Source organism: Allobosea sp. RIT-PG3_2 (assembly GCF_057321085.1).
The window spans coordinates 117,566-144,373 of record NZ_JBXWCA010000009.1; the positions used below are offsets into that span (position 1 = coordinate 117,566).

Sequence of the window (26,808 nt, forward strand, 5' to 3'; positions counted from 1 at the left end):
TGGCGACTTCTCTGGTGTACCTCCCAGGGTTCCGATGTGTGACATGAACAATCACATGACACTGATCGGATGTTAGCTGGCCCTCTCCAAGATCAGATTCGCAATGGCATCGGCGCCAGAGCCCGGGCGGAATTCGGCGCGAGATCTCATCCCGCATGATCGTTTGCGCCAGAGCGGGAAGAGGCGGATTTGGGCCAGGCAGCCGGGTGGGTGCCCGCGAGCGGGAACGGCCGAATCGGCGTCGAAGAACGGCCTTCGCTTGAAGGCCTTCGCTCTCAGGGAAAATGGTAGTGAAGGAAGATGGTAGCGGGAGAGGGACTTGAACCCCCGACACGCGGATTATGATTCCGCTGCTCTAACCAGCTGAGCTACCCCGCCACAGACATCGCGGCCGGCTGCGCCGGCCCTGTCGTCGAGGCGCGATATAGGCGTCGCGGTGCGGTCGCGTCAAGCCTTCGATCGCGACTTATCCGCCGAGGCGAGCTTGCGCAGCCGGACGACCTTGAAATAGCCGCGCCCGACATGGACCGTTTCATAGCGGCCCGTCGCCTTCGCCCAATCGGTCAGGCGGCTGACCTTGAAATCCGAGCTCCAGCCGATGGCCTTGGACACGGGCGCGAGCGCGCTCCAGAACGGTGCGAGGAGGCCGCCATCGTCGACGAGGCGGCTCGACACGATGATCTCGCCGCCCGGCTTCAGCACGCGGTCCATCTCGGCGAGGGCCTGCTCGGGATCGGGCACGAGGGTGATCACGAACTGTGCGGTGACGGCGTCGAACTGCTCGGCGTCGAAGCCGAGCCGGCAGGCGTCCATCACCATCAAACCGCGCACATGATCGAGCTTCTGGCTCGTGACCTTGCGATGCGCCACCTTGAGCATGTCGAGCGAGAGGTCGGCACCGAGGACGCGCGAATTCGGTGTGAAGTAGGGCAGGGTGAGGCCCGTGCCGACGCCGATCTCAAGGATATCCGGGCCACAAGCGCAGGCCGCGGCCACGGCTTCCCGCTGCGGGCGTGCCAGCATGCCCTGGTAAATCTTGTCGTAGAATTTGGCCCAGGTCGCGTAGACGCGCTTCTGGCCGTCGAGGTCGTAAGTCACCGGCATGGCGTGGAGGGTCCGAGCGGAAGGGCGGTCAGGACAGGGCGAGCGCGGCCTGCGCGGAGGTGGCCGGCAGCACGAGCGGGCGGCGCAGGATCGTGCCGCCGCCGAGCACGCGGGAGCCGGGGCCGGCATCGGCATAGATCACGCAGGCCTGGCCGGGCGAAACGCCTTCCTCGTCGCTGACGAGCTCGATGCGCAGGCCCTCTTCGTCGCGGAACAGGCGCGCCTCGCGCGGCGCGCGTGTCGAGCGGACGCGCACGGCTACGTCGAGCCCTGCCAGTGGCAGGTCGTCGAGGGCGGTTTCGCCGAGCCAGTTGAGGTCGCGCAGGCGAATCTCGCGCACGCTCAGCGCCTCGCGCGGACCGACGATGACGCGGGCGTCGTCGGCATCGAGCCGGAGCACATAGAGCGGTTCCGTCGCGCTGATGCCGAGGCCCTTGCGCTGGCCGACGGTGTAATGGAGCACGCCGTCATGATGGCCGAGAACGCGCCCGTCGAGATGGACGATGTCGCCGGGCCGGGCCGCACCGGGCTTCAGCCGCTCGATGACATCGGCGTAGCGCCCGTTCGGTACGAAGCAGATGTCTTGGCTGTCGGGCTTGTCGGCGATGGCGAGGCCGAGTTCGGCGGCGAGAGCGCGGGTCTGCGCCTTGTCGATATGGCCGAGCGGGAAGCGCAGCAGATCGAGCTGCTCCTGCGTCGTGGCATAGAGGAAATAGCTCTGGTCGCGGCTGGTATCGGCGGCGCGGAAGAGGCCGCGATGATCGTTGCCGAGATCGCGGCTGACGACATAATGGCCGGTCGCCAGCGCGTCGGCGCCAAGCTCCTTCGCCAGATCGAGCAGGTCGCGGAACTTCACGGTGCGGTTGCATTCGACGCAGGGGATCGGCGTCTCGCCTGCGAGGTAGCTTTCGGCGAAGCGCTCGATCACCGCATCGCGAAAGCGGCTTTCGTAATCGAGCACATAGTGCGGAATGCCGATCGCCTCAGCGACGCGGCGGGCGTCGTGGATATCCTGACCGGCGCAGCAGGCGCCGGCGCGGTGGACGGCGGCACCGTGGTCGTAAAGCTGGAGCGTCACGCCGATGACGTCATAGCCCTCGCGCTTGAGCAAGGCCGCCACCACGGAGGAATCGACGCCGCCCGACATCGCCGCGACGACGCGCGTCGCCGCGGGCGGCTTGGCGATGTCGAGAGAGTTGCGGGTCGTCGTCATCGTCGGCGGAGGTGTCCGTGGCTCGGGAGCTTGAAGGCGCGGCTGCGCGCGCATCTGCCGGCTCTATACCGGCTTTGGCCGGATGCTGCCAGCGGGATCGGCAAATCCTGCCGGTTGGCGGCTCCTGCGCGGGCGCTTCTTGCCGCAGCCATGTGGGGTGCCTCGCGCTAAGATCCTGATTTTGAACGCTTCAGTTCTGGCTTGCAACTTGCTGGATGGCGGGCGGGCGAGTTGTTGCCCGCGCCGCGGAACCGTTCATGTCGATCCAGCCTGTCATCACCAATCAGCGAGCTTCGGAAGTTTCCGCCTCGCGCCGTCGCGGCGGTGCGGATGAGGGCGGAGAGGCCTTTGCCCTGCCGGAGCAGAAGGAAGGCGAGGTTGCGGGCGCCGAGAAGGGCGACACCGCCAAAGCCGCGGAAAAGGTCGCCGTGATCGAGGAAGCAGTTGCCGCCGGTCAGGCTGAAAAGCCCGCGGTGACGGCGAGCGGGAAGGGCGAGTTCGTCGTCAAGCCGGATATCGCGGTGGCCAAGCCGTCGACGCAACAGCCGGCGGGATCGCAGCCGGAGACGACCGTGCCGACCACGCGGGCCGATTTTCTCGTCGCCATGGCGGCGGCGCAGGCCGAAGCTGCCGCTGCGGCCGGTGCTGCTGGTGAGGGAACGCCGAAGGCCGACGGAAAGCCGGCAGTGCCCGAAGGCGAGAAAAAGGCGGTCGACGGCAAAGAGGATAAAGCTGCTGCCGATGGCGCCAGCCAGAACCTGGGCGTGGCGGACATCAAAGTCACCGTCGTGCCGCCGCCCGTTGTTATGCCGGCCCTCTCGCTGCCGGTCGCGACATCTGCTGCCGGCGATGCACCGACGCAGGCTGAAAAAGCGCCTGCCATTGCTGTGGGCGTCGGAGCAAAGCCGCAACAGGCAGCGCCTCTGACACCCGGCTTCATCGCCCCCGCTCCGGTCTCGGCGGATGCCGCCTCGACGGCCGGAGAGGGCGAAGGAGCCATTGCGTTGGGCAAGGCGACCGTGGATGCCGGGCATGTCGCCGGAGTCAAGAATTCCGAGGAGCAGTTGGCCACCGGCGCCGGCTCCAAGGCGGAGGGGGCAAGCACGGCCGCTGCGCCGGTGCCCGCCGATCCGAAGCCGCTCGAAAACCTGCAGCAGCTCCTTGGCCCGCTCGATCTGTCGAGCATGCTGCAACAGGCGGGCGGCAAGCCGGGACAGGACCGCCTCGTCCAGCCGCTCGATCCGAACGTGATGCCCAACGGAGCCGCGACGGCACAATCGCAGGCAAACGCGACCGGCCAGCCGACGCCGATTCATGTCGTGCCGATCGAGATCGGCCTGCGCGCCATGTCCGGCGCGAAGCAGTTCGACATCCGCCTCGATCCCGACGAGCTCGGCCGCGTCGACGTCAACCTGTCGATTTCCGACAAGGGCGAGGTCAGTGCCAGGCTGGTCGTCGACCGTGTCGAGACCCTGCATCTCTTGCAGCGCGATGCCCGCACGCTGGAACGCGCCTTCGAGCAGGCGGGCCTGAAGCCGTCCGATGGCGGCGTCGACATCAGCCTGCGCGACCCTTCCGATCAGTCGGCCTTCCGCCAGAACCGCCAGCATGACGAGGCGCCGCAGCGTCCGCGCCTGCCGCATGGCGCGGAACTGGCTGATGATGCCTCCCTTTCCAACGATCCCGTCCCGCAGCGCCGCCTCGTGCGGCTTGGCGGCGTCGATCTCAGCATCTAAGCGAGGACAAGCGCCATGGCGGTTTCCGGGGCAAGCAGCTCGTCCGGCACATCCAACAACACCACGGTCAACGGTAGCACCTCCGGGATCGCCAACAATTTCGACCAGTTCCTGCTGCTGCTGACGACGCAGCTCAAGAACCAGTCGCCGCTGGACCCGCTCGATACCAACCAGTTCACGGCCCAGCTCGTGCAGTTCGCCGGTGTCGAGCAGCAGCTCAAGACCAACGAGACCCTGGGCTCGCTGCTCAGCCTGAGCGCTGCCGGCACGGCGACGAACGCGGTCGGCTTCATCGGCGCCAAGATCACGGCGGACGGCGCCACGACGCGGCTGATCGAGGGCAAGGCCGAGTGGAAGGTCAACATGGCCTCGGCGGGAACCGGAACCGTCACGATCAAGGATTCGAAGGGCAACGTCGTCCAGACCGCCACCAAGACCCTGGTCGCCGGCGACCAGACCTATAGCTGGGACGGCACGACCTCGACCGGCACCAAGGCGCCGGATGGCGAGTACACGATCACGATCGATGCCAAGAACGTCGCGGGCGAGGCCGTCACGGCGAAGACGCAGATCAGCGGCATTGTCGACGGCGTCGATTTCACCTCCTCGATCCCGATGCTGAAGATCGGCTCGATCAGCGTGCCGATCGACAAGGTGAAGAGCGTGGTGCGCAGCGAGTGAGCAAGGGCGAATCAGTCGTGGACATAAGACACGATCGTTTTAGCCAATTTTTAAAACCGGCCTTCTATGCTGCCCTCAGTAGCTCTGTTGAGTTGTGTGAGAGTACCATGACCGAGCCATTGCGACCGCGGGTGAAATACGTGATCGGACCGGACGGAAGTCCGCTGACGATCGCGGATCTCCCGCCGATGAATACAAGGCGCTGGGTCATCCGGCGGAAGGCTGAGGTGGTGGCCGCTGTACGCGGCGGCCTCCTGAGCCTCGAGGAAGCGTGCCAGCGCTACACGCTGACCGTCGACGAGTTCCTGAGCTGGCAGATGTCGATCGACCAGCACGGCCTCGCCGGGCTTCGGACGACCCGGATCCAGCACTACCGTCAATAAGAAACAGATATTTTCGTTTCTTTTCAAAGGCGTCGGCCTCGAAAGGGCCGGCGCTTTTCGCGTTTGCGCGCCATCGCCGTGTGGAAAGTTAACGGCCCGCCCCGAAAAATTAACCGACCGCTAACCATGCACTGGGAAAAACTTGCCTAGTGGGTCGGAGCAGGTGCGCCGTCCCGGCGATTCTGTGGGGCGGATGGCGGCGTGAACGGCCTGATCGAGCAGTTTGCCAAATTCGGCGCGGCGCGGCTGGCCGCCATGCTGGCGGTGACGCTGGCGCTCGTCGGCTTCTTCGGCTTCGTGATGCTGAAGATGTCGCAGCCGGCGATGAGCGTGCTGTTCACGGACCTGTCCAGCCAGGATGTCAGCGCGGTCCTGAAGGATCTCGACACGCGCGGCGTCAAGTACGAGCTGCGCGGCGACGGGCAGACGGTGCTGGTGCCGAAGGCCGATGTGCCGCGCCTGCGCCTCGACCTCGCCGGCAAGGGCATCCCGGCCGGCGGCGGCGTCGGCTACGAAATCTTCGACAAGGGCGACGCCTTCTCCTCGACCAGCTTCGTCCAGAACATCAACCATCTGCGCGCGCTCGAAGGCGAACTCTCGCGCTCGATCCGCTCGATCAGCCGGGTGCAGGCAGCGCGCGTGCATCTCGTCATTCCCGAGCGCCGGCTGTTCGAGCGAGACCGCGAGCCGCCGCGGGCCTCGATCGCGCTCAAGCTCGCCGGGGATCTCGATGCGGCGCAGGTCCGGGCGGTGCGCCATCTCGTCGCCTCGGCCGTCGACGGGCTGAAGCCCGAGCGCGTCTCGATCGTCGACGAGCGCGGCCGTCTGCTCGCCGATGGCGCCCAGAGCGACCAGGGCCTGATCGGGCTCGGCATCGAGGAACGCCAGACCGCGATCGAGAAGCGCATCAAGTCGCAGGTCGAGGATATCGTCGCCAGCGTCGTCGGCTATGGCCGGGCGCGCATCCAGGTTTCGGCTGCGCTCGACAGCAATCGCGTGGAGAGCCGGTCCGAGAGCTTCGATCCGGAAAGCCGCGTTCTCCGCTCCAGCCAGAACCGCACCGAGAATTCCAGCACCGCCGAAGGCGGCAACGGCGCGGTCACCGTCGGCAACGAGCTGCCGGGCGCCCAGCAGACGCAGGGCACGCAGCAGGCGCAGCGGGAGAACTCCTCGAAGAACGAGGAGGTGGCGAATTACGAGATCTCGCGGACGACCCGCACCGAGGTGCTTGAGGGCGGTCGGGTCAAGAAGCTGTCGGTCGCCGTCCTCGTCGACGGCAATTATACCCGCAGCCCCGCCGGCGAACTGTCCTACCAGCCGCGCAATGCCGAGGAACTCGACCGCATCGGCGAGCTCGTCCGCACGGCCGTGGGGTTCGACCAGGGTCGCGGCGACAAGGTCGAGGTCGTCAACCTGCGCTTCGCCGAGGCGCCGCCGCCGCCGAGCGACGTGGCCGAGCAGACGCTGATGCAGCAGCTCCTCTCCTTCACCCGGGAGGACCTGGTCCGCTTCGCCGAGCTCGGGGTGATCTCGCTGCTGACGCTGATCGTGCTGATGACCGTGGTGCGGCCGCTGCTGAAGCAGATCCTGGCTTCAGACAACAGCACCGTACGGGCGATCCCGTCCTTCATGCGCAATGCGGTTCTGGTCGGACCCGACGTCGCGACCGGCGATCCCGCCGGCCCCGGACGCGCGCTCGCCCCGGTCGGCTCCAGTGGAGAAATCGTGGCGGAGGACGTCGAAGGCCCGTCCGAGCGGATGCTGGCGATCGCCCAGATCAAGGGCCAGCTCAAGGCGCAGTCGGTGGAAAAGATCGGGGCGCTGGTCGCGCAGAATCCGGCCGATTCGGTCGCGGTGCTGCGTAGCTGGCTCCACGAAAAAGCCCCAGCGTGACGGGCCGCTGAACCATGGCTGAGCCACGATCCATCGCAACGCGTAGCACATCCCTCCAGGACAGCATCGAGGGTGGCGGCTTCGGCGTGACCACCATCGCCGAGATGAGCGGCCCGCAGCGTGCGGCCGTGATCCTGCTCGTCCTCGGCGAGGACCATGGCCGGACGATCTGGCGGGAGTTCGACGACGACGAGATCCGCATCATCACCCGCGCCATGGCGGAGCTCGGCACGGTCGATGCGGACGAGGTCGAGCGACTGATGCTCGATTTCGTCGGGAAGCTCTCCAGCGCCGGCGCCGTTACCGGCTCGTTCGACCGCACGATCTCGCTGCTCGAGAAGATCCTGCCGAGCGATCAGGTCGCGCTGATCATGGAGGAAATCCGCGGGCCGGCCGGCCGCAACATGTGGCAGAAGCTCGGCAATATCGACGCTGTCGTGCTCGCGAACTTCCTGAAAAACGAATATCCGCAGACCATCGCCGTGATCCTGTCGAAGATCCGGCCGGAGCATGCCGCCAACGTGCTGCGCAACCTGCCGAACGACCTTTCCATCGAGGTGGTCGGACGCATGCTGCGGCTGGAATCGGTGCAGAAGGAAGCGCTCGACCACATCGAGAATACGCTGCGGACCGAATTCGTCTCGACCTTGACCCAGACGCGCCGCCGCGATCCGCACGAGATGATGGCCGAGATCTTCAACGGCTTCGACCGGCAGACGGAAATCCGCTTCCTCTCGGCACTCGACGCCTCGAACCAGGAATCGGCCGAGCGTATCCGCGCCCTGATGTTCACCTTCGAGGACCTCGCCAAGCTCGACCCGGCCGGGTTGCAGACGCTGATGCGCCAGGTCGACAAGGACACGCTGGCGCGCGCGCTCAAGGGTGCAAGCCAATCGATGCGGGACTTCTTCTTCGGCGCGATGTCGCAGCGCGCGGCGAAGAACATGCAGGACGACATGGAAGGTCTCGGACCCCTTCGCCTCAAGGAGGTCGACGAGGCCCAGACCAAGCTCGTCCAGATGACGAAGGACCTGGCGGACAAGGGCGAGATCGTCCTGTCCAAGGGCAATGCCGACGACGAGCTGGTGTACTGAGATGGCCTCCGCGACGAAATTCATGTTCGGGGCGGATTTCCGCGAAGGCGGTCGAAAGGCCGCCGGCGAGGCCGAGCTCGCGGCAGCGCGGGACGAGGGCTTCCATGCCGGCCATGAGCAGGCACGCCGGGAAGCGGAGGCGCAGCTCACCGGCCTGACGGGCCAGCTCGTGCGTTCGGCCGAGCGGCTCTTCGCGCAGGAGGCAGCCCGCACCGCGGCGCTGGAGGAGCATGCCGCGCATGTCGCCCTGGTGACCGCAAAGGCGCTGGCGGGTGCCGCCCTGGCGGATAAGCCGCTGGCGGCGCTGGCAGGAGCGGTGCGCGAATGCCTGAGCCACGCCAGGACGGCGCCGCATCTCGTGCTGCGGGTCAACGAGGCGATGGTCGAGCCGGCCGAAGAGCTGGCTCGCAAGCTTACGGCCGAGCACGGCTTCTCCGGAAAGCTGATCGTGCTCGGTCAGGCCGACATCGCGCCCGGGGACGGGCGCATCGAATGGGCGGAGGGCGGTTTCGTCCTCGACAGCCAGCAGCTTTCGGCCCTGGTCGAGCAGGCGGTCGCGCGCGTGTTCGGGCAGGGCCAGGCGGAACCATGAAAGTTTGAGCCATGAGCCAGGAGAACGATCTCAACCTGCCGCCGCTGAACCAGGCCGACCTGTCGTTCGACCAGAACCAGACCTCGGTCGCACGGTCCGGCCCGGTCCCGGTCAAGACGGCCGAGGATCTCGAGCAGGTCTTCGACGTTCCCGTCATGGTTTCGGCCGTGCTCGGGTCGTCGAAGGTCGCCGTGGGCGACCTGCTCCAGATCGTGCCGGGCACGGTGCTGGAGCTCGACCGACGTGTCGGCGAGGCGATCGACATCTTCGTCAATGAGCGGCTGGTGGCGCGCGGCGAGGTCGTCGTCGTCGAGGACCGGCTCGGCGTGACCATGACGGAAATCATCAAGGCGGACCGGTGAGAACCGGGACCGCCATCGTGACGCAGAACAGAAGGACCTGAGCCATGCGCCTCATCATCGCCGGCGGTCTCAAGGGACAGATCATCGCCGCGGCCAAGATCGCGATGTCGCACGGAGCGGCCGTGACGCATACCGAAGGGCTCGAACAGACCCTCGCGGTGCTGCGCTCCAAGGGCGCCGACCTGCTGATGATCGATGTCGTGCAGCCGATCGCAGCCTATGTGGCGGCGCTGGAAGCCGAGCGCATCCGCACCCCCATCGTCGCCTGCGGCACCTCGACCGATGCCCGCGCGGCTGTCGCTGCGATCCAGGCGGGTGCGCGCGAATACGTACCGCTGCCGCCCGATCCGGAACTGATCGCGGCAGTGCTGGAGGCTGTCGCCGCCGACCAGTCCAGCCTGATCTGGCGCGATCCGGCGATGGAGCGCGTCGTGCAACTCGCCTCGCAGATCGCGCGTTCGGAGGCACCGGTCCTCGTCACGGGTGAGAGCGGCACCGGCAAGGAGGTGATCGCCCGTCATCTGCACCAGAAATCGGCGCGCAAGGACAAGCCTTTCGTGGCGGTGAACTGCGCGGCCATTCCCGACAACCTGCTCGAATCCGAGCTGTTCGGCCATGAGAAGGGCGCCTTCACCGGCGCCATCGCGCGCCGCATCGGCAAGTTCGAGGAGGCCCATGGTGGCACGCTGCTGCTCGACGAAATCTCCGAGATGGACGTCCGCCTGCAGGCCAAGCTGCTCCGCGCCCTGCAGGAGCGTATGGTGGACCGTGTCGGCGGCACGCAGCCGGTCAAGGTCGATATCCGTATCATCGCGACCTCGAACCGCAATCTCGGGGACGCCGTGCGCGACGGGCTGTTCCGCGAGGACCTGTTCTACCGGCTGAACGTGGTGCATCTGCGCCTGCCGGCGCTGCGCGAGCGGCCGGGCGACATCCTGGCGCTGGCGGACCATTTCGCCAAGAAATACGCCGATCTGAATGGTCTGCCGGTGCGGCCGATCGCAGCCGATGCGCGCAAGCTTCTGCTCGCCAATGCCTGGCGCGGCAATGTGCGCGAGCTGGAGAACACCATGCACCGGGCGGTGCTGCTGGCCAGTGGGCCGGAGATCGCCACCTCGGCAGTGCTGACGCCGGAGGGCGAGGCGCTCTCGCCCGTTTCGACGCGCGATCCGGCCGCGCGGGCGGCACAGACGGCTGAAGCGATGACGCGTTCGCTGGTCGGGAACACCGTCGCCGATGTCGAGCGCGAGCTGATCCTCGATACGCTCGATCATTGCCTCGGCAATCGCACGCATGCGGCCAAGATCCTGGGAATCTCGATCCGCACGCTGCGCAACAAGCTCAGCGAATACACCGCCTCCGGCGTCGCCGTGGCGGAGCCGGGTCAGACGCGCATCAGCGCAGCCTGACCCGTAAGCGGCCGCTTATCAGTAGTAGCGCCGGCGATAGTAGCGCGGCCTGGCGTAATAGCGGGGCCGATAGTAGTAGCGCGGCCGGGCATAATAGCGGGGCCGGGCATAATACCGAGGGCGGCGGTAATAATAGTACTGGCTGAATTCGGCGTCGGTCTTGTCCAGCGCCTCCTTCATTTCGGCCGAAACCGCCTCGTCGCCCTGGGCGGGCTCGGCTTCCGGCTTCAGGGCCGGCTTCGGCTGAGCCGCTTCGGCGGCGGCGATGCCGCCCATGCCGGCAGCTGCCAAGCCTCCAACCAGCGTCATCAGGAATGAGCGTCTGTCCACAACGACCTCCAGGCTTCTGTCACCACATCTTCCCCTACATTCTTAAGGCCGGAACGCAGGTCACGAGTAATGCATTTAAATGATGCTTTGTTCCCGAGGCCGGCTTTCCGGCGCTATGGTTACGGGCATCACGATCAATCCACGGCGTTGAGCGGACGCGCGACGCTTTCGAGCGGCTTGCGTTCGGCCCGGACGGCGAAGCGAGCCGCGATCAAGGCCGCTCCGAGCATCAGCGCGGCGCCGAGCAGATAGCCGGCGAAGACGCTGCCGCGCGATCCCGTATCGATCAGCACGCCGAAGAGCCAGGGGCCGGCGATGCCGCCCGCGCCGGTGCCGACCGCGTAGAACACCGCGATGGCCAGCGCGCGCATCTCGACGGGGAAGGTTTCGGAGACCGTGAGATAGGCCGAGCTCGCGGCGGCCGAAGCGAAGAAGAAGACCACGCTCCAGCACAGGGTGAGCTGCGCGGCGGTGAGCCAGTCCTGCCAGAACATATAGCCCGTGCCGGTCAGGAGCACGCCCGAGAGCGCATAGGTCGCGGCGATCATCACGCGGCGGCCGATCGTGTCGAACAGCCGGCCGATCAGCAGGGGGCCGAGGAAATTGCCGGCGGCGAAGGGCAGGATGAACCAGCCGATATTCTGCGAGGGCACCCCGTAGAAATCGGTCAGGATCAGCGCGTAGGTGAAGAAGATCGCGTTGTAGAAGAAGGCCTGCGACAGCATCAGCGCCAGCCCGACGAGCGCGCGCTCGCGATGGACAACGAACAGGGCGCGAAAGACCTCACCGAGCGGCGTCGCGGCGCGGGGGCGCAGTTTCGTTGGGGACAAGACCTCGCCGGCGGGCGGGACGAAGCCGGCGCGGCGCTCGATATCGGCGACGATGGCAGCGGCGCGCTCCGGCTGGCCGTGGCTGATCAGCCAGCGCGGGCTTTCCGGAATCCATTGCCGCAGGAAGAGGATGACGAGGCCCAGCGCGGCGCCGATGAAGAAGGCGAGGCGCCAGCCATGCTCCGGGTTGATCCAGGCCGGATCGAGCAGGACGATGGCGCCGAGCGCGCCGAGCGCCGCCCCGACCCAGAACGAGCCGTTGATGACGAGATCGGTCCAGCCGCGCACGCGGGCGGGGATGAGTTCCTGAATGGTCGAGTTGATCGCGGTGTATTCGCCGCCGATGCCCATGCCGGTCATGAAGCGGAAGAGAATGAAGCTCGTGACGTTCCAGGAAAACGCCGTGGCCGCCGTCGCGGAGAGATAGACGAGAACCGTGAGGGTGAAGAGCTTCTTGCGGCCGAGGCGGTCGGTGAGCCAGCCGAAGAGCACGGCGCCGACCACCGCGCCGGCGATATAGGCCGCTCCCGCAAGGCCGATCTCGGTATTGGTGAAGCGAAGAACCGGGCTTTCCTTCAGCGCGCCGGATACGGCGCCAGCCAGCGTGACCTCGAGCCCGTCGAGGATCCAGGTGATGCCGAGCGCGACGACGACGAGCGTGTGAAACCGCGACCAGGGCAGGCGGTCCAGCCGTGCCGGGACATCGGTGGTGATCGTGCCGTCCTGATCGATGCCCGGCGCTGTCATGCCGGCTTCCTCCCGAATATCGCTTGCCGAATGTCTTGGTGACGAGGAAGGGCGGCACCGGCAGGTGCCGCCCTCCGAGCTTGTCAACGGATGTAGTAGACGCGGCCGTTGCGGACCACGCGGCGCGGGCGGCGGTGCACTGGCGGCGGGGGCGGGCGGCGATGGTGCCGATAGCGGGACGGGTGGTCGCGATAATGAGACGGGTGGCCGCGATGGTACTGCGTAAATTCGGTGTCAGCCTGATCGAGGCCAGCCTTGAGATTGGCGTCCAGCTCGCCCGCGGCGGCTTCGGCGGGCGCAGCGGCCGCTTCGATCATGCTCTTCGCCATGGCGGTGCCGCCGATGCCGGCGACTGCGAGACCGCCGAAAAGACTCGTCAAAAAGGAACGTCGATTCAAGATTACCTCCAATATCAGCGGGAACTGGCAAGATATTGCCGCCCGCAGCCGAGTTGGGGTGGCGAATGGGGCCACAACGCGGCGTTTCGATAACCATCCGTTCATCAGATGGTTCCGCGACGGTATTAATCCGCTTCTTAACAATTCGTTCACCATACACCCGGCAAGAATTGCCGGGTTGCGCTTCAATTCGAAGCGCTCGCTTGCCTCATGGCGGGCATCAGGCGGCGGGCGGAACGGTCGATGACCGATGTGACGGCAGGGCAGGGGAGAGGGTTCAGCGTTCCCGATCGCGGCGCGCTGGGAAAGCTCTTAAACCGGCCCGATCTGTTCCTCGCCATCGGCGTCATGGGCATCCTGGTGGTGCTCATCTTCCCGATGCCGGCGCTGCTGCTCGACCTGATGCTGGCGCTCTCGATCATCCTGTCGGTACTGGTGCTGATGACCGCGCTCTTCATCGAGGAGCCGCTGGAGTTCTCAGCCTTTCCGACGGTGCTGCTGATCGTCACCATGTTCCGGCTGGCGCTGAACCTGGCCTCGACTCGTCTCATCCTCGCGCATGGGCACGAAGGCACGGCGGCGGCCGGTCACGTCATCGAGGCCTTCGCCGGCTTCGTCATGAGCGGCAATTTCGTGATCGGGGTGATCGTCTTCACCATCCTGATCATCGTGAACTTCGTGGTCATCACCAAGGGCTCGGGCCGCATTGCCGAGGTCGCCGCCCGCTTCACCCTCGACGCCATGCCCGGCAAGCAGATGGCGATCGATGCCGATCTCTCGGCCGGCCTGATCGACCAGGACACCGCCAAGCTCCGCCGCAAGGCTCTGGAGGACGAATCCTCCTTCTTCGGCTCGATGGACGGCGCCTCGAAATTCGTGCGCGGCGACGCCATTGCCGCCCTGCTGATCACCTTCATCAACGTGCTCGGCGGCATCATCATCGGCGTGGCGCAGCAGGGGCTGAGCTTCGGCGACGCGGCCCACAACTATACCCTGCTCACCGTCGGCGACGGTCTCGTCAGCCAGGTCCCGGCGCTGATCGTCTCGACCGCCGCGGGCCTGCTCGTGTCGAAGGCGGGCGTGCGCGGTGCGGCCGACAAGGCGCTGGGCCAGCAGCTCTCCGGCTACCCGAAAGCGCTCGGCATGTCGGCGGCGGTGATGCTGCTGATCGCGCTGCTGCCGGGCATCCCGATGCTGCCCTTCCTGCTGCTCGCGGGCGGCGCCGGTTACCTCGCCCGCCGCTTCGGCCAGGCGGCCAAGAAGCGAGAGGCTGAGCAGGCGCTCGCCGGTGGCACGGCGCAGTCCGGTACGGCCATGGCGGCGGACGGCACGCCGCGCGAGGAGACGCTCAACGACCTCCTGAAGATGGACGAGCTGAAGATCGAGATCGGCTACGGGCTGTTGCCGCTGGTCAACGCCGCCGGCGGGCAGGACCGGCTGACCGATCAGGTCCGGGCGCTGCGGCGCCAGCTCGCCGCCGAGCTCGGCTTCGTCATGCCGGCAGTGCGCATCGTCGACAACGTCCAGCTCGAGGCGAACCACTACTTCATCAAGATCAAGGAGATCGATGCCGGGCACGGCATCGTCTATGCCGGCCAGTACATGGCCATGGATCCGATGGGCGGCGCGGTCAATCTGCCCGGCCACAACGTGCTTGAGCCGACCTTCGGCCTGCCGGCGACCTGGATCGACGGCGCGCTGCAGGACGAGGCGCAACTGCGCGGCTACACCGTGGTCGACGCCGCGACGGTGATCTCGACGCATCTGACGGAAGTGCTGAAGTCGAACATGCCGGAGCTGCTCTCGCATACCGAGGTGCAGAAGCTGCTGCGCGAATTGCCGAAGGACCATGCCGATCTCGTCAAGGAGATCGTGCCGAGCCAGATCTCGACCACCGGCATCCAGCGCGTGCTGCAACTCCTGCTGGGCGAGCGCATCTCGATCCGCGACCTGCCGACCATCATCGAAGGCGTCGCCGAGGTTTCGGCTGGCGTGCGCAGTCCGCGCGACATCGCCGAGCATGTCCGCGCCCGGCTGGCCCGCCAGATCTGCGCGCAGTTCTCGAACCAGCACGGCGTCCTGCCGATCATCACGCTGTCGCCGGCCTGGGAAAGCGTCTTCGCCGAATCCATCATCGGCCAGGGCGAGGACCGGCACCTCGCCATGCAGCCCTCGCGGCTGCAGGAGTTCGTGCATCACGTCCGCGACAAGTTCGAGGATGCCGCGCGTATCGGCGAGATGCCTGCGCTTGTCACCTCCGGCATGGCGCGGCCCTTCGCGCGCCAGATCATCGAACGCTTCCGGCGCGAGACGCCCGTGCTGTCGCAGGCCGAAATACATCCGCGGGTGCGGCTCAAGACGGTCGGCAGCGTCTGATGGCCTTGGAGGGCGTCCAGTCCCCCTGCGACCCTCATCCTTCGAGACGCGACCCTTCGGTCCGCTCCTCAGAGCCTGACCGCACAAGTGATGGGTGATTTCAGTGGACTGGAAAATGGGGTTCACACCCAGGCCGTCATTCCGGACAAGCCGCGAAGCGGCGCCGATCCGGAATCCATCGTAGAACGCAACGCCCTACGATGGATTCCGGGTCTCCGCTGCGCGGCGCCCGGAATGACGGCGCTTTTCAGGGTGGGGAACAAGACTGAAATCGTTGATTTCGTTTCAGCCCAAACTCTCAGGATGAGGGCTTGAAGGGACCAAGCAGACTCTTGCGTCTCCGGTTTCCACGGGGCGCCGATGTCCGGCGCGCAATGGTCAGCACGATAGGCGGCGGCTAATCGGGAAACATGTCCCGTAATGCCGCCCTCTTTGCCGTGATGTGCCTCGTCTGGGGGCTGACCTGGCTGCCGGTCAAGGTCGGCGCGGCGCATGTTCCGCCGGTGTTCCTGGCAGCGGCTCGCTTCTCGATCGCGGGCTTCGTGATGCTGCTCTGGGCCGGGCGCGACGTGCCCAAGGTTCCCCGCGAGGCCTGGCCGCGGCTGATCGGCACGGCGCTGCTGCTCAACACCGGTAACTACACCCTGCTGTTCTGGGGCACGGCGCAGGCGCCGAGCGGACTCGCGGCCATCGTCAATTTCGCGACGATCCCGATCTTCACCTTGCTGGCGAGCCGCGCGATCGAGGGCGAGCGGATCGACAGGCGCAAGCTCGCGGCGATCGCGCTCGGTACGGTCGGCCTCGGCTTCCTGTTCGCGACGCGCGCTCTCGGCGGGATCTCGGTGGCGCAGGGCAACCCGCTGGAGGTGTGGGGGCTCGCCGCCGTGGCGGCGGGGACGCTGCTCTACTGCGTCGGCGCGGTGTTGGCGCGTCCGATCGCGGGCGCGATGCCGACGTTGACGCTCGCCGGCTGGCAGACATTGATCGGCGGCATCGGGTTGACGGCGGTCTCGCTCGCCATCGAGCCGGTCGGGCGCGAGGATCTGATGATGCTGGTGCAATGGCCGGTTCTGCCGGCCGTCGTGTTCCTCATCATCGGCGGCTCGCTGATGGGCTTCACCATCTATATGCGACTACTGCGCGACTGGGGCGCCTTCCGGGCCGGCCTCTACGCCTTCATCAGCCCGGCGATCGCGGTCGCGGTCGGTGTCGTCGCGCTGCACGAGCCTTTCGGCTGGTCGGAGGCGACCGGCGCGCTGCTGATGTTCGGGGCGGCTGCGATCGCGCTCAAGCGCTAAGCGTCATTTTCGGGCGAAGCGCAGACCCGAGAATCTCTGCCGGAACGGAGTGCCGGAGCCTCTTTTGCCCGAGATGCTCGGGTCAGGCCCGAGCATGACGGCCGTTGCTAGGGCGGCGGCGCGATGCGGGTGCTGCGCTTGAGCTGCGCCCGCTCGAAGGCCAGCACGATCGGCAGCGAGATCACCAGAGGCAGGATCAGGTAGAACAGCCGCCAGATCAGCAGCGCGGCGAAGACCGCCGGGGCCGGCACGCCCGGCATGACGGCGAGAAACACCGCCTCCATCACACCGACGCCGCCCGGAACCTGGCTGAGGAGCCCGGCGGAGAAGGACAGCAGGAAGGCGCCCAGCACGATCAGGAAGCCGGGATTGCCCTGGTCCGGCAGCGCGAAATAGATGATGCCGGCAGCGCCCGCGAGCTCGAGCGGGGCGGCGAGATACTGCCTGATGACGATGGGCAGACGCGGATAGATGATCTCGAACTTGCCGATCTTCAGCGGCCGGAAGCGCAGCCAGGACCCGATCGTATAAAGCGCGACGAAGGCGAGCATGCCGACGCCGATCATGCGGGCGGTGCGGTCGGTGATCGCGAACCATTTCGACATCCGCTCGAGCGGATGCAGGATCTGGGGTTCGTAGAGCAGGACGAGACCCATCAGGAAGATGGTGCCGAAGGCGAAGGTGAAGGAGCAGAGCGCGACGAGGACCGCGACCTCGCCGGCCGTCAGGCCCTTCGCGGTATAGGCCCGGTAGCGCACCATGCCGCCCGAGAAGACCGAGGCGCCGATGTTGTGGGAGAGCGCGTAGGTCACGAAGGAGCAGAGCGAGATGTAGAACCAGGAGATGCCCTTCTCCTTGCCGAGATGGATCAGGGCGATGCGGTCGTACCAGGCGAGCGCGGCATAGGCGACGAGGGTCGCCAGCGCGGCGTGGTAGAAGGCTTCCGGCGGGATCACCGCGATCTTGTGGCCGATCCGGTGGGCGATGATCTTGATGCTCTGCCAGAGGCTGGCATTCTCGAGCAGCGCCTCGATGGCGGCATCCGAGCCGGCCTCCGCCTTGAGCTTGCCCCAGAGCAGTTCGACCGACCAGACGACCGCAACGAGCCCGATGATCGGCCAAAGGTAGTCCAGATAACGTTTCATGCAGGTCGCGGGGCTGGGAGCGATCGACGGGGTGACGCGAGGGCCCATGCCGTCACCGCTGCGGCGCGAACCTTACATTCTCTGTGCCAGCGGGACGGGGCGAGGGCAAGCGCCTGAAGACGCTCGCCCCTGCCGCTGGGCAAGGTTATTTGCCGTTCTTCTTCAGCCAGTCCCGCATCATCGCCACTTCCTTCTCCTGGTCGCGGACGACGCTCTCGGCGAGCTTGCGGATCTCGGGGTCCTTGCCGTGGACGAGGACGACCTTGGCCATGTCGATCGCGCCCTGGTGATGCGGGATCATGCTGCGAACGAAATCGGCATCGGCATCGCCGGAATAGGGGACATCCATCTGCTTGTGCATCTTCGCATTGGCGTCCTTGTAGGCCTTGGTCGCGGCGCTCTCGGTGGTGACCGAAGCAGCGGGCGCGCCATGGCCCTGATGCTGCGCCTGGGCGGCGCTGCCGAACGTGCCAGCGGCAAGAAGGGCTGCCAGCGCAAGGGTCGTACGATTCATATGTCTTGTCCTTGATCGATGCGAAAAGCGGATCGCGCCAGAAAGCGGCTTGTATGATCCGCGAGTAAGGGGAGTCAGGCCGGGAGCAGGGATCGCGGCGGTCGCTCCGCCGGTTCCATGGACAGGCCTCCGGCCAGGATGGCGAGGGTCGGCGGCATCCTCGACCAGTTGATCACTGCCTCCAGCACCGGCGCCGCCGGCGCGTGAGCGATCAGGCCGCAGCCGACGACGCAGCAGAGCGGCATGGCGGATGCCGAATGGTCCGCGCTGCTTGATTCGCGACAGGGGGCGGGCGCCTGAGCCTGCTCCACGGCGACCACCAGTGTTTTCTCGGCATGGTGCGGCTGTCCGCCCATGGGCATGCGCATCATCGTCGCCGCCAGCGTGGCATGCGGCAGCACGGCGAAGCACATCACCAGCAGCGCGAACAACAGCCCGAACGGCCGGTCGCGCTGCGGCAGGCGCCTCGATCTCTCAGCGATGTCACGCGGGGCATGCATCATTGCGCGATGATCTTTCGAACCCGATCATGTCATGATCGGGGCGAACATCATTTTCCAAGCCATCGGTGCAACCTGCGTCCCATGTCCCAAAGCCTGACCATCACCCTCACCGGAACGACCGACCTGCCGCCGGGCAAGATCGCGACCATCGTGACGTCGCTGGAAATGCGCGAACGGCCGCAGGAACGGGCCGATCCGCCGGGAACCGAGGGGTTCTCGCTGGACACGATCGATCGCGGCGATGTCGAGCGCTACCTGCGCATCTATCGCCTGCTGGGCGAGCGCTGGATGTGGTTCAGCCGGTTGACCCAGCCGCGCGCGGAGCTTCTGGACATCTTTGCCGACCCGGCGGTCGCGCTCTACGCGGCGCGATTCGAAGGCCGGGATGTCGGCCTGCTCGAGCTGGATTTCCGCGCAGCGGGACAGGGCGAACTCGCCTTTTTCGGGCTGGACGAGCCGGTCCTCGGCAAGGGGGCGGGCCGCTGGCTGATGAACCGGGCGCTGGCGCTGGCCTGGGCCCAGCCGATTTCGCGTTTCTGGGTTCATACCTGCACGATCGACCATCCCGGAGCGCTCGATTTTTACCAGCGCTCGGGCTTCAAGGTGTTCAAGCGCGGCATCGAGATCGACGACGATCCGCGACTCCACGGGCACATGCCGCCGGGCAGCGTGCCGCATCACCCCGTCATCGCATAAGAAAAAGGCGGCGTCCCGGGAACGCCGCCTCATTACAGAAACCGTCGAAATCGCTCAGGCGCGCGAGCGCAGCCCGATCGCGTCCATCGTGGCCTGGTCGCGGGCCGCTTCGGCGGCGCGCTCGGTGGCGCGTTCGCGATCGTCGAGGATCTCGACCTTCTTCATGTCCTCGAAGGCCTCCTGAAGCTCGCCCTTGGCTTCCTCGAGCTGGCCTTTGAGGTTGTCGGCCGACTGGCGCAGGTTGTCGCGGCGGCCGAGCGCCGCCTTGGCATAGGTCGGATAGGCGAAATGAGCCGGGTCGGCGATGCCCGCGCGGGCTTCCTCGGCCTGGATCTCCCGATCGAGATCGCTCGCCATCCTGTGGAAGTCGGCGATCATCATCTCGATCTGGCTTACCCGGCGACGTTTCTCGTCAACCTGGAAGCGCTTCAGCCGCAGAAGGGTCTCTCGCGACTTCATGTCGTTTTCAACTCCTGATTACGCATTGGCCACCGCCGACCCCTCGGCAACAGCCCGAACTCCATCCGCGAGACGAGGCGCAGCATGGCGCAAGGAGGTTGACCTTTCCTTACCGAAACGGGCTGCTTTTTCTGCATGATCAAACCGCGCTGCGGCTGCTGCCGCGAAATGGCGCAATGATCTAGTGACTGCGCAGCGGTCGCCCGGCCCCTGCCTGCGGATATCCTGTCTTGGCCTTCTTCTCTCGTTTCGGCGGGCATGGTCCCCTGCTCTGCGGCCTCGCGCTCACGCGCATTATCGGCTGGGGCTCGACCTTCTATTCGCCCTCCGTGCTGGTGAGGGCGCTCGACCGCGAGATCGGCCTCAACCCCGAGATCGTCTTCGGCGGCATCACCATCCTGCTGATCACCGGCGCGCTGATCGCCCCCGCGATCGGCCGGCAGCTCGACCGGGAGGGCACGCGGCGCTCGATGTGCACGGGCGCCGTGATCTGCGCTCTCGGGCTTGCGGTCCTCGCCATGGCGCAGGGGCCGGTCAGCTATCTCGCAAGCTGGTTCGTCATCGGGCTGGGGCACGCGATGTCGCTTGCGAATGTCGGAAACGTCACCATCGCGCAGCTGATGGGCGAGCGCACGCGGCGCGTCATCGGACTGATGATGCTGGTGACCGGGCTTGCATCGAGCGTGTTCTGGCCGCTGACCGCGGTGCTGATGGACGCCTTCGGCTGGCGGGCGACGCTTCTCGTCTTCGCGGCGATGCAGATCGTGATCGTGCTGCCGATCTATGCCGCCGTTCCGCGATTCCGGCACGTGCCGCCATTCGCGAAAGCGATCGGGGCGCCCTCGTCGGGCGAGAATGGGCGCGTCCCGGCCTCCTTGCGCAAAGCCGCTTTCTGGCTGGTCGCACTCGCCTTCTCGGCGAGCGGGCTGGTCTCCTGGGGGCTGCCGCTGCATCTAATCACCCTCTTTCAGGAGGCCGGGCTGACGCAGGCCGAGGCCGTCTGGATCGCGACGCTGAGCGGGCCTGCGACGATCGCGGCCCGCGCCATCGACGCCACGCTCGGCGAACGGCTGCCGGCGGAGAAGGTCGCATTGTTCGGCCTGCTGTTCGGGCCGGCGCTGTGCCTCGCGCTGCCGCTCGTCCCGATGACGATTGGCGCTGCGGCGAGCTTCGTCGTGCTGTTCAGCGCCGCGCTCGGTGTCATCTCCGTGGCGCGGGCGACGCTGCCGCTCGCCTTGTTCGGCCGCAACGGCTTCGCTGCGATGCTCGGCAAGCTCACCGTGCCCCAGAACATCACCTTTGCCGCGGCACCGCTGCTCTTCGCGGTGATGGTCGAGCGTCTCGGTGCCGATATGACCTTGATCGTCTCGGCCGCGATCCAGGCGATCGGTTTTGCCGCGATGTTCGCGCTGGTGCGGATGCTGGCGCGGGCCTGACGCCGCTCAGACGCCCGCCAGCAGGGCGACGATCGCGAGTGCCGCGGGCAGCGCCTGGATATAGAGGATCTTGCGGCTCGCCGTGGCCGCGCCGAAGACGCCGGCGACGAGGACGCAAGCCAGGAAGAACAGCTTGATCGGAAAGCCCGCCGCACCGAGCCAGAGCCCCCAGGCCAGGCCGGCGACGAGGAAGCCGTTATAGAGCCCCTGATTGGCCGCCAGGACCTTCGAACGTGCGGCGAATTCCGGCGTCAGCCCGAAGGCCTTGTGCCCACGCGGCGTATCCCACAGCCACATTTCGAGAACGACGATGTAGATGTGAATGAGGGTGACGAGGCCGATCAGGACCGAGGCAATCATCGAGACGTCATCCTGTGAGGCTCCGAACCGGCGTCATACGCCATCGCTCATGATGGCGGCTAGGCGTTGATAGCATTCCGGCAGCGGAGTCGCGTCGTCCTTCGACTGCTTGAGGAAGGCTTCGAGCGGAGGATGCAGGCGGATCGCTTCGTCGACCTCGACGGAGGCGCCCTGGCGATAGGCGCCAAGCCGGATCAACTCCTCCATATCGGCATAGGTGGCGAGCGTCGCGCGGGCCTTCTGCACGATCGGGTAATAGGCGGGATCGCAGGAGCGCGGCATGGTCCGCGACACCGATTTCAGGATGTTGACGGCCGGATAGCGCCCGCGCTCGGCGATGGAGCGCTCCATGACGATGTGTCCGTCGAGGATGCCGCGCACCGCGTCCGCCACCGGCTCGTCATGGTCGCCGCCGTCGACGAGCACGGTGAAGAGACCGGTGATCGCGCCATCGGCCGTGCCCGGCCCGGCGCGCTCCAGCAGGCGCGGCAGTTCGGCGAAGACGGTCGGGGTGTAGCCCTTGGTGGTCGGCGGCTCGCCTGCCGCCAATCCGATCTCGCGCATCGCCATGGCAAAGCGCGTCACCGAATCCATCAGGCACATCACCTGCAGGCCGCGGTCGCGGAAGTACTCGGCCAGCGTCAGCGTGGTCAGAGCAGCCTGCTTGCGCATCAGCGCCGGCTCGTCGGAGGTCGCGACGACCACGATCGAACGGGCAAGGCCCTGCGGGCCGAGATCCTCCTGCAGGAACTCCTGGACCTCGCGGCCGCGCTCGCCGACGAGGCCGATGATGTTGACGTCGGCCTGCGCATAGCGCGCGAGCATGGAGAGCAGGACGGATTTGCCGACGCCCGAGCCGGCGAAGATGCCCATGCGCTGGCCGACGCAGCAGGTCAGGAAAGTGTTGAGGGCGCGCACGCCGAGGTCGAGCGGCTTGCCGACACGGCGCCGCTTGTGGGCCGGCGGCGGATCGCTGCGAAAGGCGAAGAGCGTGTCGCCCTGCGGCAGGGGCGGCCCGCCATCGACCGGACGGCCGAGCGCATCGACCACGCGGCCGAGCCAGGCGGGGGTGGGGCGCAGCCCGGGCTGGGCCCGGTCGACATGGACCGGGCAGCCGCGGCGCACGCCGTCCAGCCCGCCGAACGGCATCACCAGCGCCTTCTCGCCTGAAAAGCCGACGACTTCGCAGGGAACGCGCGTTCCCGGTGCGATCTCGATACCGACCCGGCCACCCAGGCTCATCGCCCCGATCGGCCCGGCGACCTCGACCAGCAGGCCGCGCACGCCGATGACGCGGCCATAAATGCTCAGCGCCTCGAGGCGCTCGATGGTCGAGGCGAGGGCGGAGAGGCGGTCGTGACCATAGGGGGGGCTGCTCATGAAAACCGCGTCAACTCTTCGTTCACCTCACCAAAAAGCGAAACCCGATCCGGTCGCTGTACCGATATCCCCTCCGGGCGATTACGACGGCCAGTGATGGCCGATCGGATCGGAGAACCGTTGCGCAAACGGGTTATATCCGGTCGAGCGGGCATTGCCCATTGCTTGTGCAGGGCGCTTGTCATCGCTCGCGAACGTGTCACACTGCTGTCACAAACAAGAAGACACCGGGCAGGTGCCTTTGGGAGAAATGCGATGGGGCCTCGTTTGGGGCTGGGCGCGTTGTTGCTCGCAATGGGGTTGGTGGCCGCCAAGCATGCCGGCTTTCCGATCTCATGGACATGGGCAACGGCGCCGCTCTGGCTACCGGTAGTCGGTTTTGTGCTGTTCGCGGCAGGCTGCGTGGTGCTCGCGGCATGCGCCATGGGCCAGAAGCCGCGAGAGCGGAGCGCGGGCGAGAATCTGCAGTCGGATTCGCCTGGAGACTGCCGTGCCCGCGAAGCCGTGCGCCAACCGAAAGCGTAGGCGGGACAGCGCATATCGCGTGGCGATTCCGGACATCGTGCGACTGTCATCGGTGCTCCGATCAGCCTCCTGTGCAAAAGCCTAACAAATTGCGGTGATTTACCGTTCATTAAGCTCTGTGATTAACACTGCAGATCGAGGCTGCCGCGTGTCGCAGGGCTTTTCCGTCCTGTTTCCCGAAGCATCCCTCCGCGAAAAGCGTTTTCGCGGACGAGAGTCATCCGATCCGTGTCAAATTCGACTCACCTCGACAAGGATCGTTAACTTTCTCCGAGGAAGCGCTTGCGCTCGGGAATCACGGTTTGTTAACCAGTTCTCCGTAGCGTGTCGCGTGGCGTTTCATTGGGCAAGTGCGTCGTCGCCAAGGGCCGGAAGGTTCGGGCGAAAGGCAACGGTCAACCTGCCCTGCGGGCGAAATTGGGGATGTGGACATGCGGGTTCTGCTGATCGAGGACGATAGCGCGACCGCTCAAAGCATCGAGCTCATGCTCAAATCCGAGAGCTTCAACGTCTACACGACGGATCTCGGCGAAGAGGGCGTCGATCTCGGCAAGCTCTACGACTACGACATCATCCTGCTCGACCTGAACCTCCCCGACATGTCGGGTTACGAGGTTCTGCGCAGCTTGCGTGTCGCCAAGGTCAAGACGCCGATCCTGATCCTCTCCGGCCTCGCCGGTATCGAGGACAAGGTGAAGGGCCTCGGCTTCGGTGCCGACGACTACCTCACCAAGCCGTTCCACAAGGACGAGCTGGTCGCCCGCATCCATGCGATCGTGCGCCGCTCGAAGGGCCACGCCCAGTCGGTCATCACCACCGGCGACCTCGTGGTCAACCTCGACACCAAGACCGTGGAAGTCGACGCCGCCCGCGTCCACCTCACCGGCAAGGAATACCAGATGCTGGAGCTGCTCTCGCTCCGGAAGGGCACGACGCTCACCAAAGAGATGTTCCTCAACCATCTCTATGGCGGCATGGACGAGCCCGAGCTCAAGATCATCGACGTGTTCATCTGCAAGCTGCGCAAGAAGCTGGCGAATGCGTCGGACGGCAAGAACTACATCGAGACCGTCTGGGGCCGCGGCTATGTGCTGCGCGAGCCCAGCGATGTCGAGGAACGCATTCCGGCCTGACGCTTTCTCGTCTCGCTTGGCCGTCATCGGGCGGTCATGGAACGATGCCATACATGTTTTGACCTGATCGTCGGATGTACACGACAGGTCGACGGGACCCCGCCGCGAGGCGGGGTTTTTGTTTGGCCGCTTGCTCGGGAGGCGGTCGCGGATCTCGCGCTCAGGCACGCCAGCCGGCGAGCGGCGCGGCATAGGCGCGGGAGCCAGCCGTCGTGACGGCACGTGGCTGCGCGGCGAGGGGCGCCTGACGGTAGAGGCCCCGATGATCGGGATCGCCGACGAACTTCGTCGCAAGCCCGAGCACGGTTTCCGCGGCGCCGAGAATGAAGGCTCCATCGGCTGCCAGGCGCGGGGCCAGCAGTTCCAGCACCTTCATTTTGGTCGGTACGTCGAAATAAATCAGCACGTTGCGACATAAGATGATGTCGAAGCGGCCGAAATGGTCGTTTCGCTCGAGCAGGTTGTGCTGGCGGAACTCGACCATGTGGCGCAGCCGCTCAGTGAGTTGCCATTTGTCGCCGCGCTGCTCGAAATACTTCAGCAGCATCTGGATCGGCAGGCCGCGCTGGATCTCGAACTGGCTGTAGATGCCCGACCGGGCTTTCTCGAGAATCTCCGCGGAAATATCCGTGCCGATGATTTCGACCTTCCAGCCGGCGAGGCGCCCGGCGATATCGTCGATCAGCATGGCCAGCGAATAGGCTTCCTGCCCGCTCGAAACCGCAGCACACCAGATGCGGAGCGAGCGGCTGGCAGCGTTGGCAGCGAGGCGTTCCGGCAGGATCACGTCGCGGAACAGGTCAAACGGCGTCCTGTCGCGGAAAAAAAGCGTCTCGTTCGTCGTCATCGCATCGACGACGGCGTTCTCCAGCAGGCGATCACGCCCCAGCCGAAGCTGGCCGATCAGGGTCGCGATGTCGGCAACGCCGCGTCGGCGGCAGAGGATGCTGAGGCGGCTTTCGGCGAGGTACTGCTTGTCGGCCGTCAGCGACAGGCCGGAACGCTGCTGCAGCAGCAGCCGCAGATATGCGAAATCGGTCTCGGTCATGCCGGCTGCACCCCGCGCACCAGGCAGCGGATCGAGGCGCCGATCTCGTCGAGCGGGATCACGGCGCTGGCGTGGCGCGCGCGGACGACCGAGCCCGGCATGCCCCAGATCGTGCTGCTCTGCTCGTCCTGCGCCAGAACGGCAGCGCCTGCCTTGCGCAGGGCGCCGGCGCCTTCGGTGCCGTCGCTGCCCATGCCGGTGAGGACGAGGCCGAGGGCCGCGGCGCCGAGATGGCGTGCCGCGTCGTTGAACAGCACGTCGACCGCAGGCCGGCAGAAATTGACCGGCGCTTCGTCGCCGATGCGCGCGACGATGTGGCCGAGGCGGCGATCGATGCCGAGATGGCGCCCGCCGGGCGCGACATAGACCGTGCCGCGCGTCAGGCGCTCGCCGTCGAAGGGCTCGCGCGCGGGCACGCCGATATGGCTGGCGACCTGTTCGGCGAAGGAGGCGGTGAACAGCGGCGGCATATGCTGGACGACCAGCGTCGTCAGGTCGTGGAGGCCATCGCCGATATCGAACAGCGCCTTGGCGACGGCGCGCGGGCCACCGGTGGAGGCGCCGATGACGAGATAGCGCGGCATCACCGAGACGAGCGGGCGCAGATTGACCGGACCGGTATGGTGCAGGTCGACGACATCGACCTCCGGCGGCAGCGAGCCCGGCTTTATCGGCGTGTGGGCGATGTTGCCGAGCTTGAGCAGGAATTCGCTGCGGAAATCCAGGGAGAGCGTCATGCCGCTGCGGCTGTCCGGCTTCGATACGACGTCCATCGCGCCCTTGGTCATGCATTCGAGCGCGATGCGGGTGTTGCGTTCGTTCAGCGTGGCGGCGAGCAGAACACCGGTATTGGGGCTCTCCCTGAGAATCTGGGGCAGGGCGGCTGCGCCGTCGACGCCGGGCATGTCGAGGTCGAGCACCATCACGTCGGGCTTGTAGCGCGTCGCATGGGCGACGGCGGTTTCACCGTCCCCCGCGACCGCGACGACGTGGAAATGCCCGGCTTCCCCCAGCCAACGCGCGAAAAGCCCGCGCACGACGACGGAGTCGTCGGCGATCACGACCGTCTTGTGCCGGTTCGCCGGAGTTGGAGAGGAAAGGCGGGTAGCCATCATCAGGACTTTGCTTATAGGGGCGACCGCGTCAGCGGAGGGATCGGACTC

26 protein-coding genes and 1 tRNA gene are annotated in these 26,808 nt (G+C 66.4%); 13 read left to right on the forward strand and 14 right to left on the reverse strand.

Translation table 11 applies throughout. The features are described from left to right. Positions 1-301: 301 nt before the first annotated feature. The 3 genes from AC2FAN_RS22145 to mnmA all read right to left on the reverse strand — a co-directional run bounded on the left by AC2FAN_RS22145 (position 302) and on the right by mnmA (position 2,317). A tRNA-Met gene (locus AC2FAN_RS22145) sits at positions 302-378 on the reverse strand. A 69-nt stretch (positions 379-447) separates the two neighbouring features. Beyond that, on the reverse strand, positions 448-1,104 hold the full coding sequence (locus tag AC2FAN_RS22150; protein WP_485176351.1) for a class I SAM-dependent methyltransferase: 657 nt from the start codon (positions 1,102-1,104) through the stop codon (positions 448-450). A 28-nt stretch (positions 1,105-1,132) separates the two neighbouring features. Continuing rightward, the gene (gene mnmA / locus AC2FAN_RS22155) at positions 1,133-2,317 is read right to left on the reverse strand and encodes a tRNA 2-thiouridine(34) synthase MnmA (protein WP_485176352.1); all 1,185 of its coding nucleotides are present in this window, start codon (positions 2,315-2,317) and stop codon (positions 1,133-1,135) included. Positions 2,318-2,574: 257 nt separating this feature from the next. On the opposite strand from mnmA, the gene AC2FAN_RS22160 reads away from it, so the two are divergent. From AC2FAN_RS22160 to flbD, 8 genes are all read left to right on the forward strand, one after another. Continuing rightward, complete coding sequence (locus AC2FAN_RS22160; protein WP_485176353.1) at positions 2,575-4,053, forward strand: flagellar hook-length control protein FliK; 1,479 nt, start codon at positions 2,575-2,577, stop codon at positions 4,051-4,053. 15 nt (positions 4,054-4,068) lie between these two features. Continuing rightward, positions 4,069-4,734 (forward strand): flagellar hook assembly protein FlgD, encoded by a 666-nt coding sequence (locus AC2FAN_RS22165; RefSeq protein ID WP_485176354.1) that lies wholly within the window; start codon positions 4,069-4,071, stop codon positions 4,732-4,734. Between the two features lie 107 nt (positions 4,735-4,841). After that, a complete protein-coding gene (gene sciP / locus AC2FAN_RS22170) occupies positions 4,842-5,117 on the forward strand; it encodes a CtrA inhibitor SciP (protein ID WP_038359348.1) in 276 nt (91 codons plus the stop codon). A 201-nt stretch (positions 5,118-5,318) separates the two neighbouring features. Next, a complete protein-coding gene (fliF, locus tag AC2FAN_RS22175) occupies positions 5,319-7,010 on the forward strand; it encodes a flagellar basal-body MS-ring/collar protein FliF (protein WP_485176355.1) in 1,692 nt (563 codons plus the stop codon). A gap of 14 nt (positions 7,011-7,024) precedes the next feature. Continuing rightward, the gene (gene fliG, locus AC2FAN_RS22180; protein WP_485176357.1) at positions 7,025-8,104 is read left to right on the forward strand and encodes a flagellar motor switch protein FliG; all 1,080 of its coding nucleotides are present in this window, start codon (positions 7,025-7,027) and stop codon (positions 8,102-8,104) included. A 1-nt stretch (position 8,105) separates the two neighbouring features. After that, the gene (locus AC2FAN_RS22185; RefSeq protein ID WP_485176358.1) at positions 8,106-8,696 is read left to right on the forward strand and encodes a FliH/SctL family protein; all 591 of its coding nucleotides are present in this window, start codon (positions 8,106-8,108) and stop codon (positions 8,694-8,696) included. Positions 8,697-8,707: 11 nt separating this feature from the next. After that, positions 8,708-9,058, forward strand: a complete 351-nt coding sequence (gene fliN / locus AC2FAN_RS22190) for a flagellar motor switch protein FliN (protein WP_265054476.1) — start codon at positions 8,708-8,710, stop codon at positions 9,056-9,058. 44 nt (positions 9,059-9,102) lie between these two features. After that, positions 9,103-10,467 carry a sigma-54-dependent transcriptional regulator FlbD gene (gene flbD, locus AC2FAN_RS22195; RefSeq protein WP_265054475.1) on the forward strand — a complete coding sequence of 455 codons (1,365 nt, stop codon included), beginning with the start codon at positions 9,103-9,105 and terminating at the stop codon, positions 10,465-10,467. Positions 10,468-10,485: 18 nt separating this feature from the next. Here the strand turns inward: flbD and AC2FAN_RS22200 are convergent, their stop codons facing one another. The 3 genes from AC2FAN_RS22200 to AC2FAN_RS22210 all read right to left on the reverse strand — a co-directional run bounded on the left by AC2FAN_RS22200 (position 10,486) and on the right by AC2FAN_RS22210 (position 12,772). Next, positions 10,486-10,797, reverse strand: coding sequence for a hypothetical protein (locus AC2FAN_RS22200; RefSeq protein WP_485176359.1), 312 nt, complete (start codon positions 10,795-10,797; stop codon positions 10,486-10,488). Between the two features lie 134 nt (positions 10,798-10,931). Then, complete coding sequence (locus tag AC2FAN_RS22205; protein WP_485176360.1) at positions 10,932-12,374, reverse strand: MFS transporter; 1,443 nt, start codon at positions 12,372-12,374, stop codon at positions 10,932-10,934. A gap of 83 nt (positions 12,375-12,457) precedes the next feature. Beyond that, positions 12,458-12,772 (reverse strand): hypothetical protein, encoded by a 315-nt coding sequence (locus AC2FAN_RS22210; protein WP_485176361.1) that lies wholly within the window; start codon positions 12,770-12,772, stop codon positions 12,458-12,460. 243 nt (positions 12,773-13,015) lie between these two features. On the opposite strand from AC2FAN_RS22210, the gene flhA reads away from it, so the two are divergent. Together flhA and AC2FAN_RS22220 are read left to right on the forward strand one after the other, a co-directional pair. Continuing rightward, complete coding sequence (gene flhA / locus AC2FAN_RS22215) at positions 13,016-15,148, forward strand: flagellar biosynthesis protein FlhA (RefSeq protein WP_265054471.1); 2,133 nt, start codon at positions 13,016-13,018, stop codon at positions 15,146-15,148. A gap of 410 nt (positions 15,149-15,558) precedes the next feature. After that, a complete protein-coding gene (locus AC2FAN_RS22220) occupies positions 15,559-16,446 on the forward strand; it encodes a DMT family transporter (protein WP_476806869.1) in 888 nt (295 codons plus the stop codon). Between the two features lie 107 nt (positions 16,447-16,553). On the opposite strand, the gene AC2FAN_RS22225 is transcribed toward AC2FAN_RS22220, so the two are convergent. The 3 genes from AC2FAN_RS22225 to AC2FAN_RS22235 form a co-directional block, all read right to left on the reverse strand. Continuing rightward, a complete protein-coding gene (locus AC2FAN_RS22225; protein ID WP_265054469.1) occupies positions 16,554-17,591 on the reverse strand; it encodes a lysylphosphatidylglycerol synthase transmembrane domain-containing protein in 1,038 nt (345 codons plus the stop codon). Between the two features lie 145 nt (positions 17,592-17,736). After that, positions 17,737-18,105: a CopM family metallochaperone gene (gene copM / locus AC2FAN_RS22230; protein WP_485176364.1), complete on the reverse strand. Its 369-nt coding sequence runs from the start codon at positions 18,103-18,105 to the stop codon at positions 17,737-17,739. Positions 18,106-18,179: 74 nt separating this feature from the next. Beyond that, complete coding sequence (locus AC2FAN_RS22235) at positions 18,180-18,536, reverse strand: hypothetical protein (protein ID WP_485176365.1); 357 nt, start codon at positions 18,534-18,536, stop codon at positions 18,180-18,182. A 153-nt stretch (positions 18,537-18,689) separates the two neighbouring features. On the opposite strand from AC2FAN_RS22235, the gene AC2FAN_RS22240 reads away from it, so the two are divergent. Beyond that, positions 18,690-19,304 carry a GNAT family N-acetyltransferase gene (locus tag AC2FAN_RS22240; protein ID WP_485176366.1) on the forward strand — a complete coding sequence of 205 codons (615 nt, stop codon included), beginning with the start codon at positions 18,690-18,692 and terminating at the stop codon, positions 19,302-19,304. Between the two features lie 54 nt (positions 19,305-19,358). Here the strand turns inward: AC2FAN_RS22240 and fliJ are convergent, their stop codons facing one another. Beyond that, positions 19,359-19,763 carry a flagellar export protein FliJ gene (fliJ, locus tag AC2FAN_RS22245; protein WP_265054465.1) on the reverse strand — a complete coding sequence of 135 codons (405 nt, stop codon included), beginning with the start codon at positions 19,761-19,763 and terminating at the stop codon, positions 19,359-19,361. A 230-nt stretch (positions 19,764-19,993) separates the two neighbouring features. On the opposite strand from fliJ, the gene AC2FAN_RS22250 reads away from it, so the two are divergent. Next, the gene (locus AC2FAN_RS22250) at positions 19,994-21,199 is read left to right on the forward strand and encodes an MFS transporter (protein ID WP_485176367.1); all 1,206 of its coding nucleotides are present in this window, start codon (positions 19,994-19,996) and stop codon (positions 21,197-21,199) included. 6 nt (positions 21,200-21,205) lie between these two features. On the opposite strand, the gene AC2FAN_RS22255 is transcribed toward AC2FAN_RS22250, so the two are convergent. Next, positions 21,206-21,559 (reverse strand): DUF1304 domain-containing protein, encoded by a 354-nt coding sequence (locus tag AC2FAN_RS22255; RefSeq protein WP_265054463.1) that lies wholly within the window; start codon positions 21,557-21,559, stop codon positions 21,206-21,208. A gap of 33 nt (positions 21,560-21,592) precedes the next feature. After that, entirely contained in the window at positions 21,593-22,939 is a 1,347-nt protein-coding gene (fliI, locus tag AC2FAN_RS22260) for a flagellar protein export ATPase FliI (RefSeq protein WP_485176368.1), read from the reverse strand. A 956-nt stretch (positions 22,940-23,895) separates the two neighbouring features. On the opposite strand from fliI, the gene ctrA reads away from it, so the two are divergent. After that, positions 23,896-24,597 carry a response regulator transcription factor CtrA gene (ctrA, locus tag AC2FAN_RS22265; RefSeq protein ID WP_038359314.1) on the forward strand — a complete coding sequence of 234 codons (702 nt, stop codon included), beginning with the start codon at positions 23,896-23,898 and terminating at the stop codon, positions 24,595-24,597. Positions 24,598-24,757: 160 nt separating this feature from the next. On the opposite strand, the gene AC2FAN_RS22270 is transcribed toward ctrA, so the two are convergent. Together AC2FAN_RS22270 and cheB are read right to left on the reverse strand one after the other, a co-directional pair. Continuing rightward, a complete protein-coding gene (locus AC2FAN_RS22270) occupies positions 24,758-25,645 on the reverse strand; it encodes a CheR family methyltransferase (protein ID WP_485176369.1) in 888 nt (295 codons plus the stop codon). Further along, positions 25,642-26,757 carry a chemotaxis-specific protein-glutamate methyltransferase CheB gene (gene cheB, locus AC2FAN_RS22275; RefSeq protein ID WP_485176370.1) on the reverse strand — a complete coding sequence of 372 codons (1,116 nt, stop codon included), beginning with the start codon at positions 26,755-26,757 and terminating at the stop codon, positions 25,642-25,644. The genes AC2FAN_RS22270 and cheB overlap by 4 nt, the downstream gene beginning before the upstream one ends. Positions 26,758-26,808: the final 51 nt, after the last annotated feature.

What these genes read in the sequence shown, in the direction of transcription:
- AC2FAN_RS22150 (WP_485176351.1), bottom strand. Translation starts at nt 1,104, where the DNA reads ATGCCGGTGACTTACGACCTCGACGGCCAGAAGCGCGTCTACGCGACC.
- mnmA (WP_485176352.1), bottom strand. Translation starts at nt 2,317, where the DNA reads ATGACGACGACCCGCAACTCTCTCGACATCGCCAAGCCGCCCGCGGCG.
- AC2FAN_RS22160 (WP_485176353.1), top strand. Translation starts at nt 2,575, where the DNA reads ATGTCGATCCAGCCTGTCATCACCAATCAGCGAGCTTCGGAAGTTTCC.
- AC2FAN_RS22165 (WP_485176354.1), top strand. Translation starts at nt 4,069, where the DNA reads ATGGCGGTTTCCGGGGCAAGCAGCTCGTCCGGCACATCCAACAACACC.
- sciP (WP_038359348.1), top strand. Translation starts at nt 4,842, where the DNA reads ATGACCGAGCCATTGCGACCGCGGGTGAAATACGTGATCGGACCGGAC.
- fliG (WP_485176357.1), top strand. Translation starts at nt 7,025, where the DNA reads ATGGCTGAGCCACGATCCATCGCAACGCGTAGCACATCCCTCCAGGAC.
- AC2FAN_RS22185 (WP_485176358.1), top strand. Translation starts at nt 8,106, where the DNA reads ATGGCCTCCGCGACGAAATTCATGTTCGGGGCGGATTTCCGCGAAGGC.
- fliN (WP_265054476.1), top strand. Translation starts at nt 8,708, where the DNA reads ATGAGCCAGGAGAACGATCTCAACCTGCCGCCGCTGAACCAGGCCGAC.
- flbD (WP_265054475.1), top strand. Translation starts at nt 9,103, where the DNA reads ATGCGCCTCATCATCGCCGGCGGTCTCAAGGGACAGATCATCGCCGCG.
- AC2FAN_RS22205 (WP_485176360.1), bottom strand. Translation starts at nt 12,374, where the DNA reads ATGACAGCGCCGGGCATCGATCAGGACGGCACGATCACCACCGATGTC.
- flhA (WP_265054471.1), top strand. Translation starts at nt 13,016, where the DNA reads ATGACCGATGTGACGGCAGGGCAGGGGAGAGGGTTCAGCGTTCCCGAT.
- AC2FAN_RS22220 (WP_476806869.1), top strand. Translation starts at nt 15,559, where the DNA reads ATGTCCCGTAATGCCGCCCTCTTTGCCGTGATGTGCCTCGTCTGGGGG.
- AC2FAN_RS22225 (WP_265054469.1), bottom strand. Translation starts at nt 17,591, where the DNA reads ATGAAACGTTATCTGGACTACCTTTGGCCGATCATCGGGCTCGTTGCG.
- copM (WP_485176364.1), bottom strand. Translation starts at nt 18,105, where the DNA reads ATGAATCGTACGACCCTTGCGCTGGCAGCCCTTCTTGCCGCTGGCACG.
- AC2FAN_RS22240 (WP_485176366.1), top strand. Translation starts at nt 18,690, where the DNA reads ATGTCCCAAAGCCTGACCATCACCCTCACCGGAACGACCGACCTGCCG.
- fliJ (WP_265054465.1), bottom strand. Translation starts at nt 19,763, where the DNA reads ATGAAGTCGCGAGAGACCCTTCTGCGGCTGAAGCGCTTCCAGGTTGAC.
- AC2FAN_RS22255 (WP_265054463.1), bottom strand. Translation starts at nt 21,559, where the DNA reads ATGATTGCCTCGGTCCTGATCGGCCTCGTCACCCTCATTCACATCTAC.
- fliI (WP_485176368.1), bottom strand. Translation starts at nt 22,939, where the DNA reads ATGAGCAGCCCCCCCTATGGTCACGACCGCCTCTCCGCCCTCGCCTCG.
- ctrA (WP_038359314.1), top strand. Translation starts at nt 23,896, where the DNA reads ATGCGGGTTCTGCTGATCGAGGACGATAGCGCGACCGCTCAAAGCATC.
- AC2FAN_RS22270 (WP_485176369.1), bottom strand. Translation starts at nt 25,645, where the DNA reads ATGACCGAGACCGATTTCGCATATCTGCGGCTGCTGCTGCAGCAGCGT.
- cheB (WP_485176370.1), bottom strand. Translation starts at nt 26,757, where the DNA reads ATGGCTACCCGCCTTTCCTCTCCAACTCCGGCGAACCGGCACAAGACG.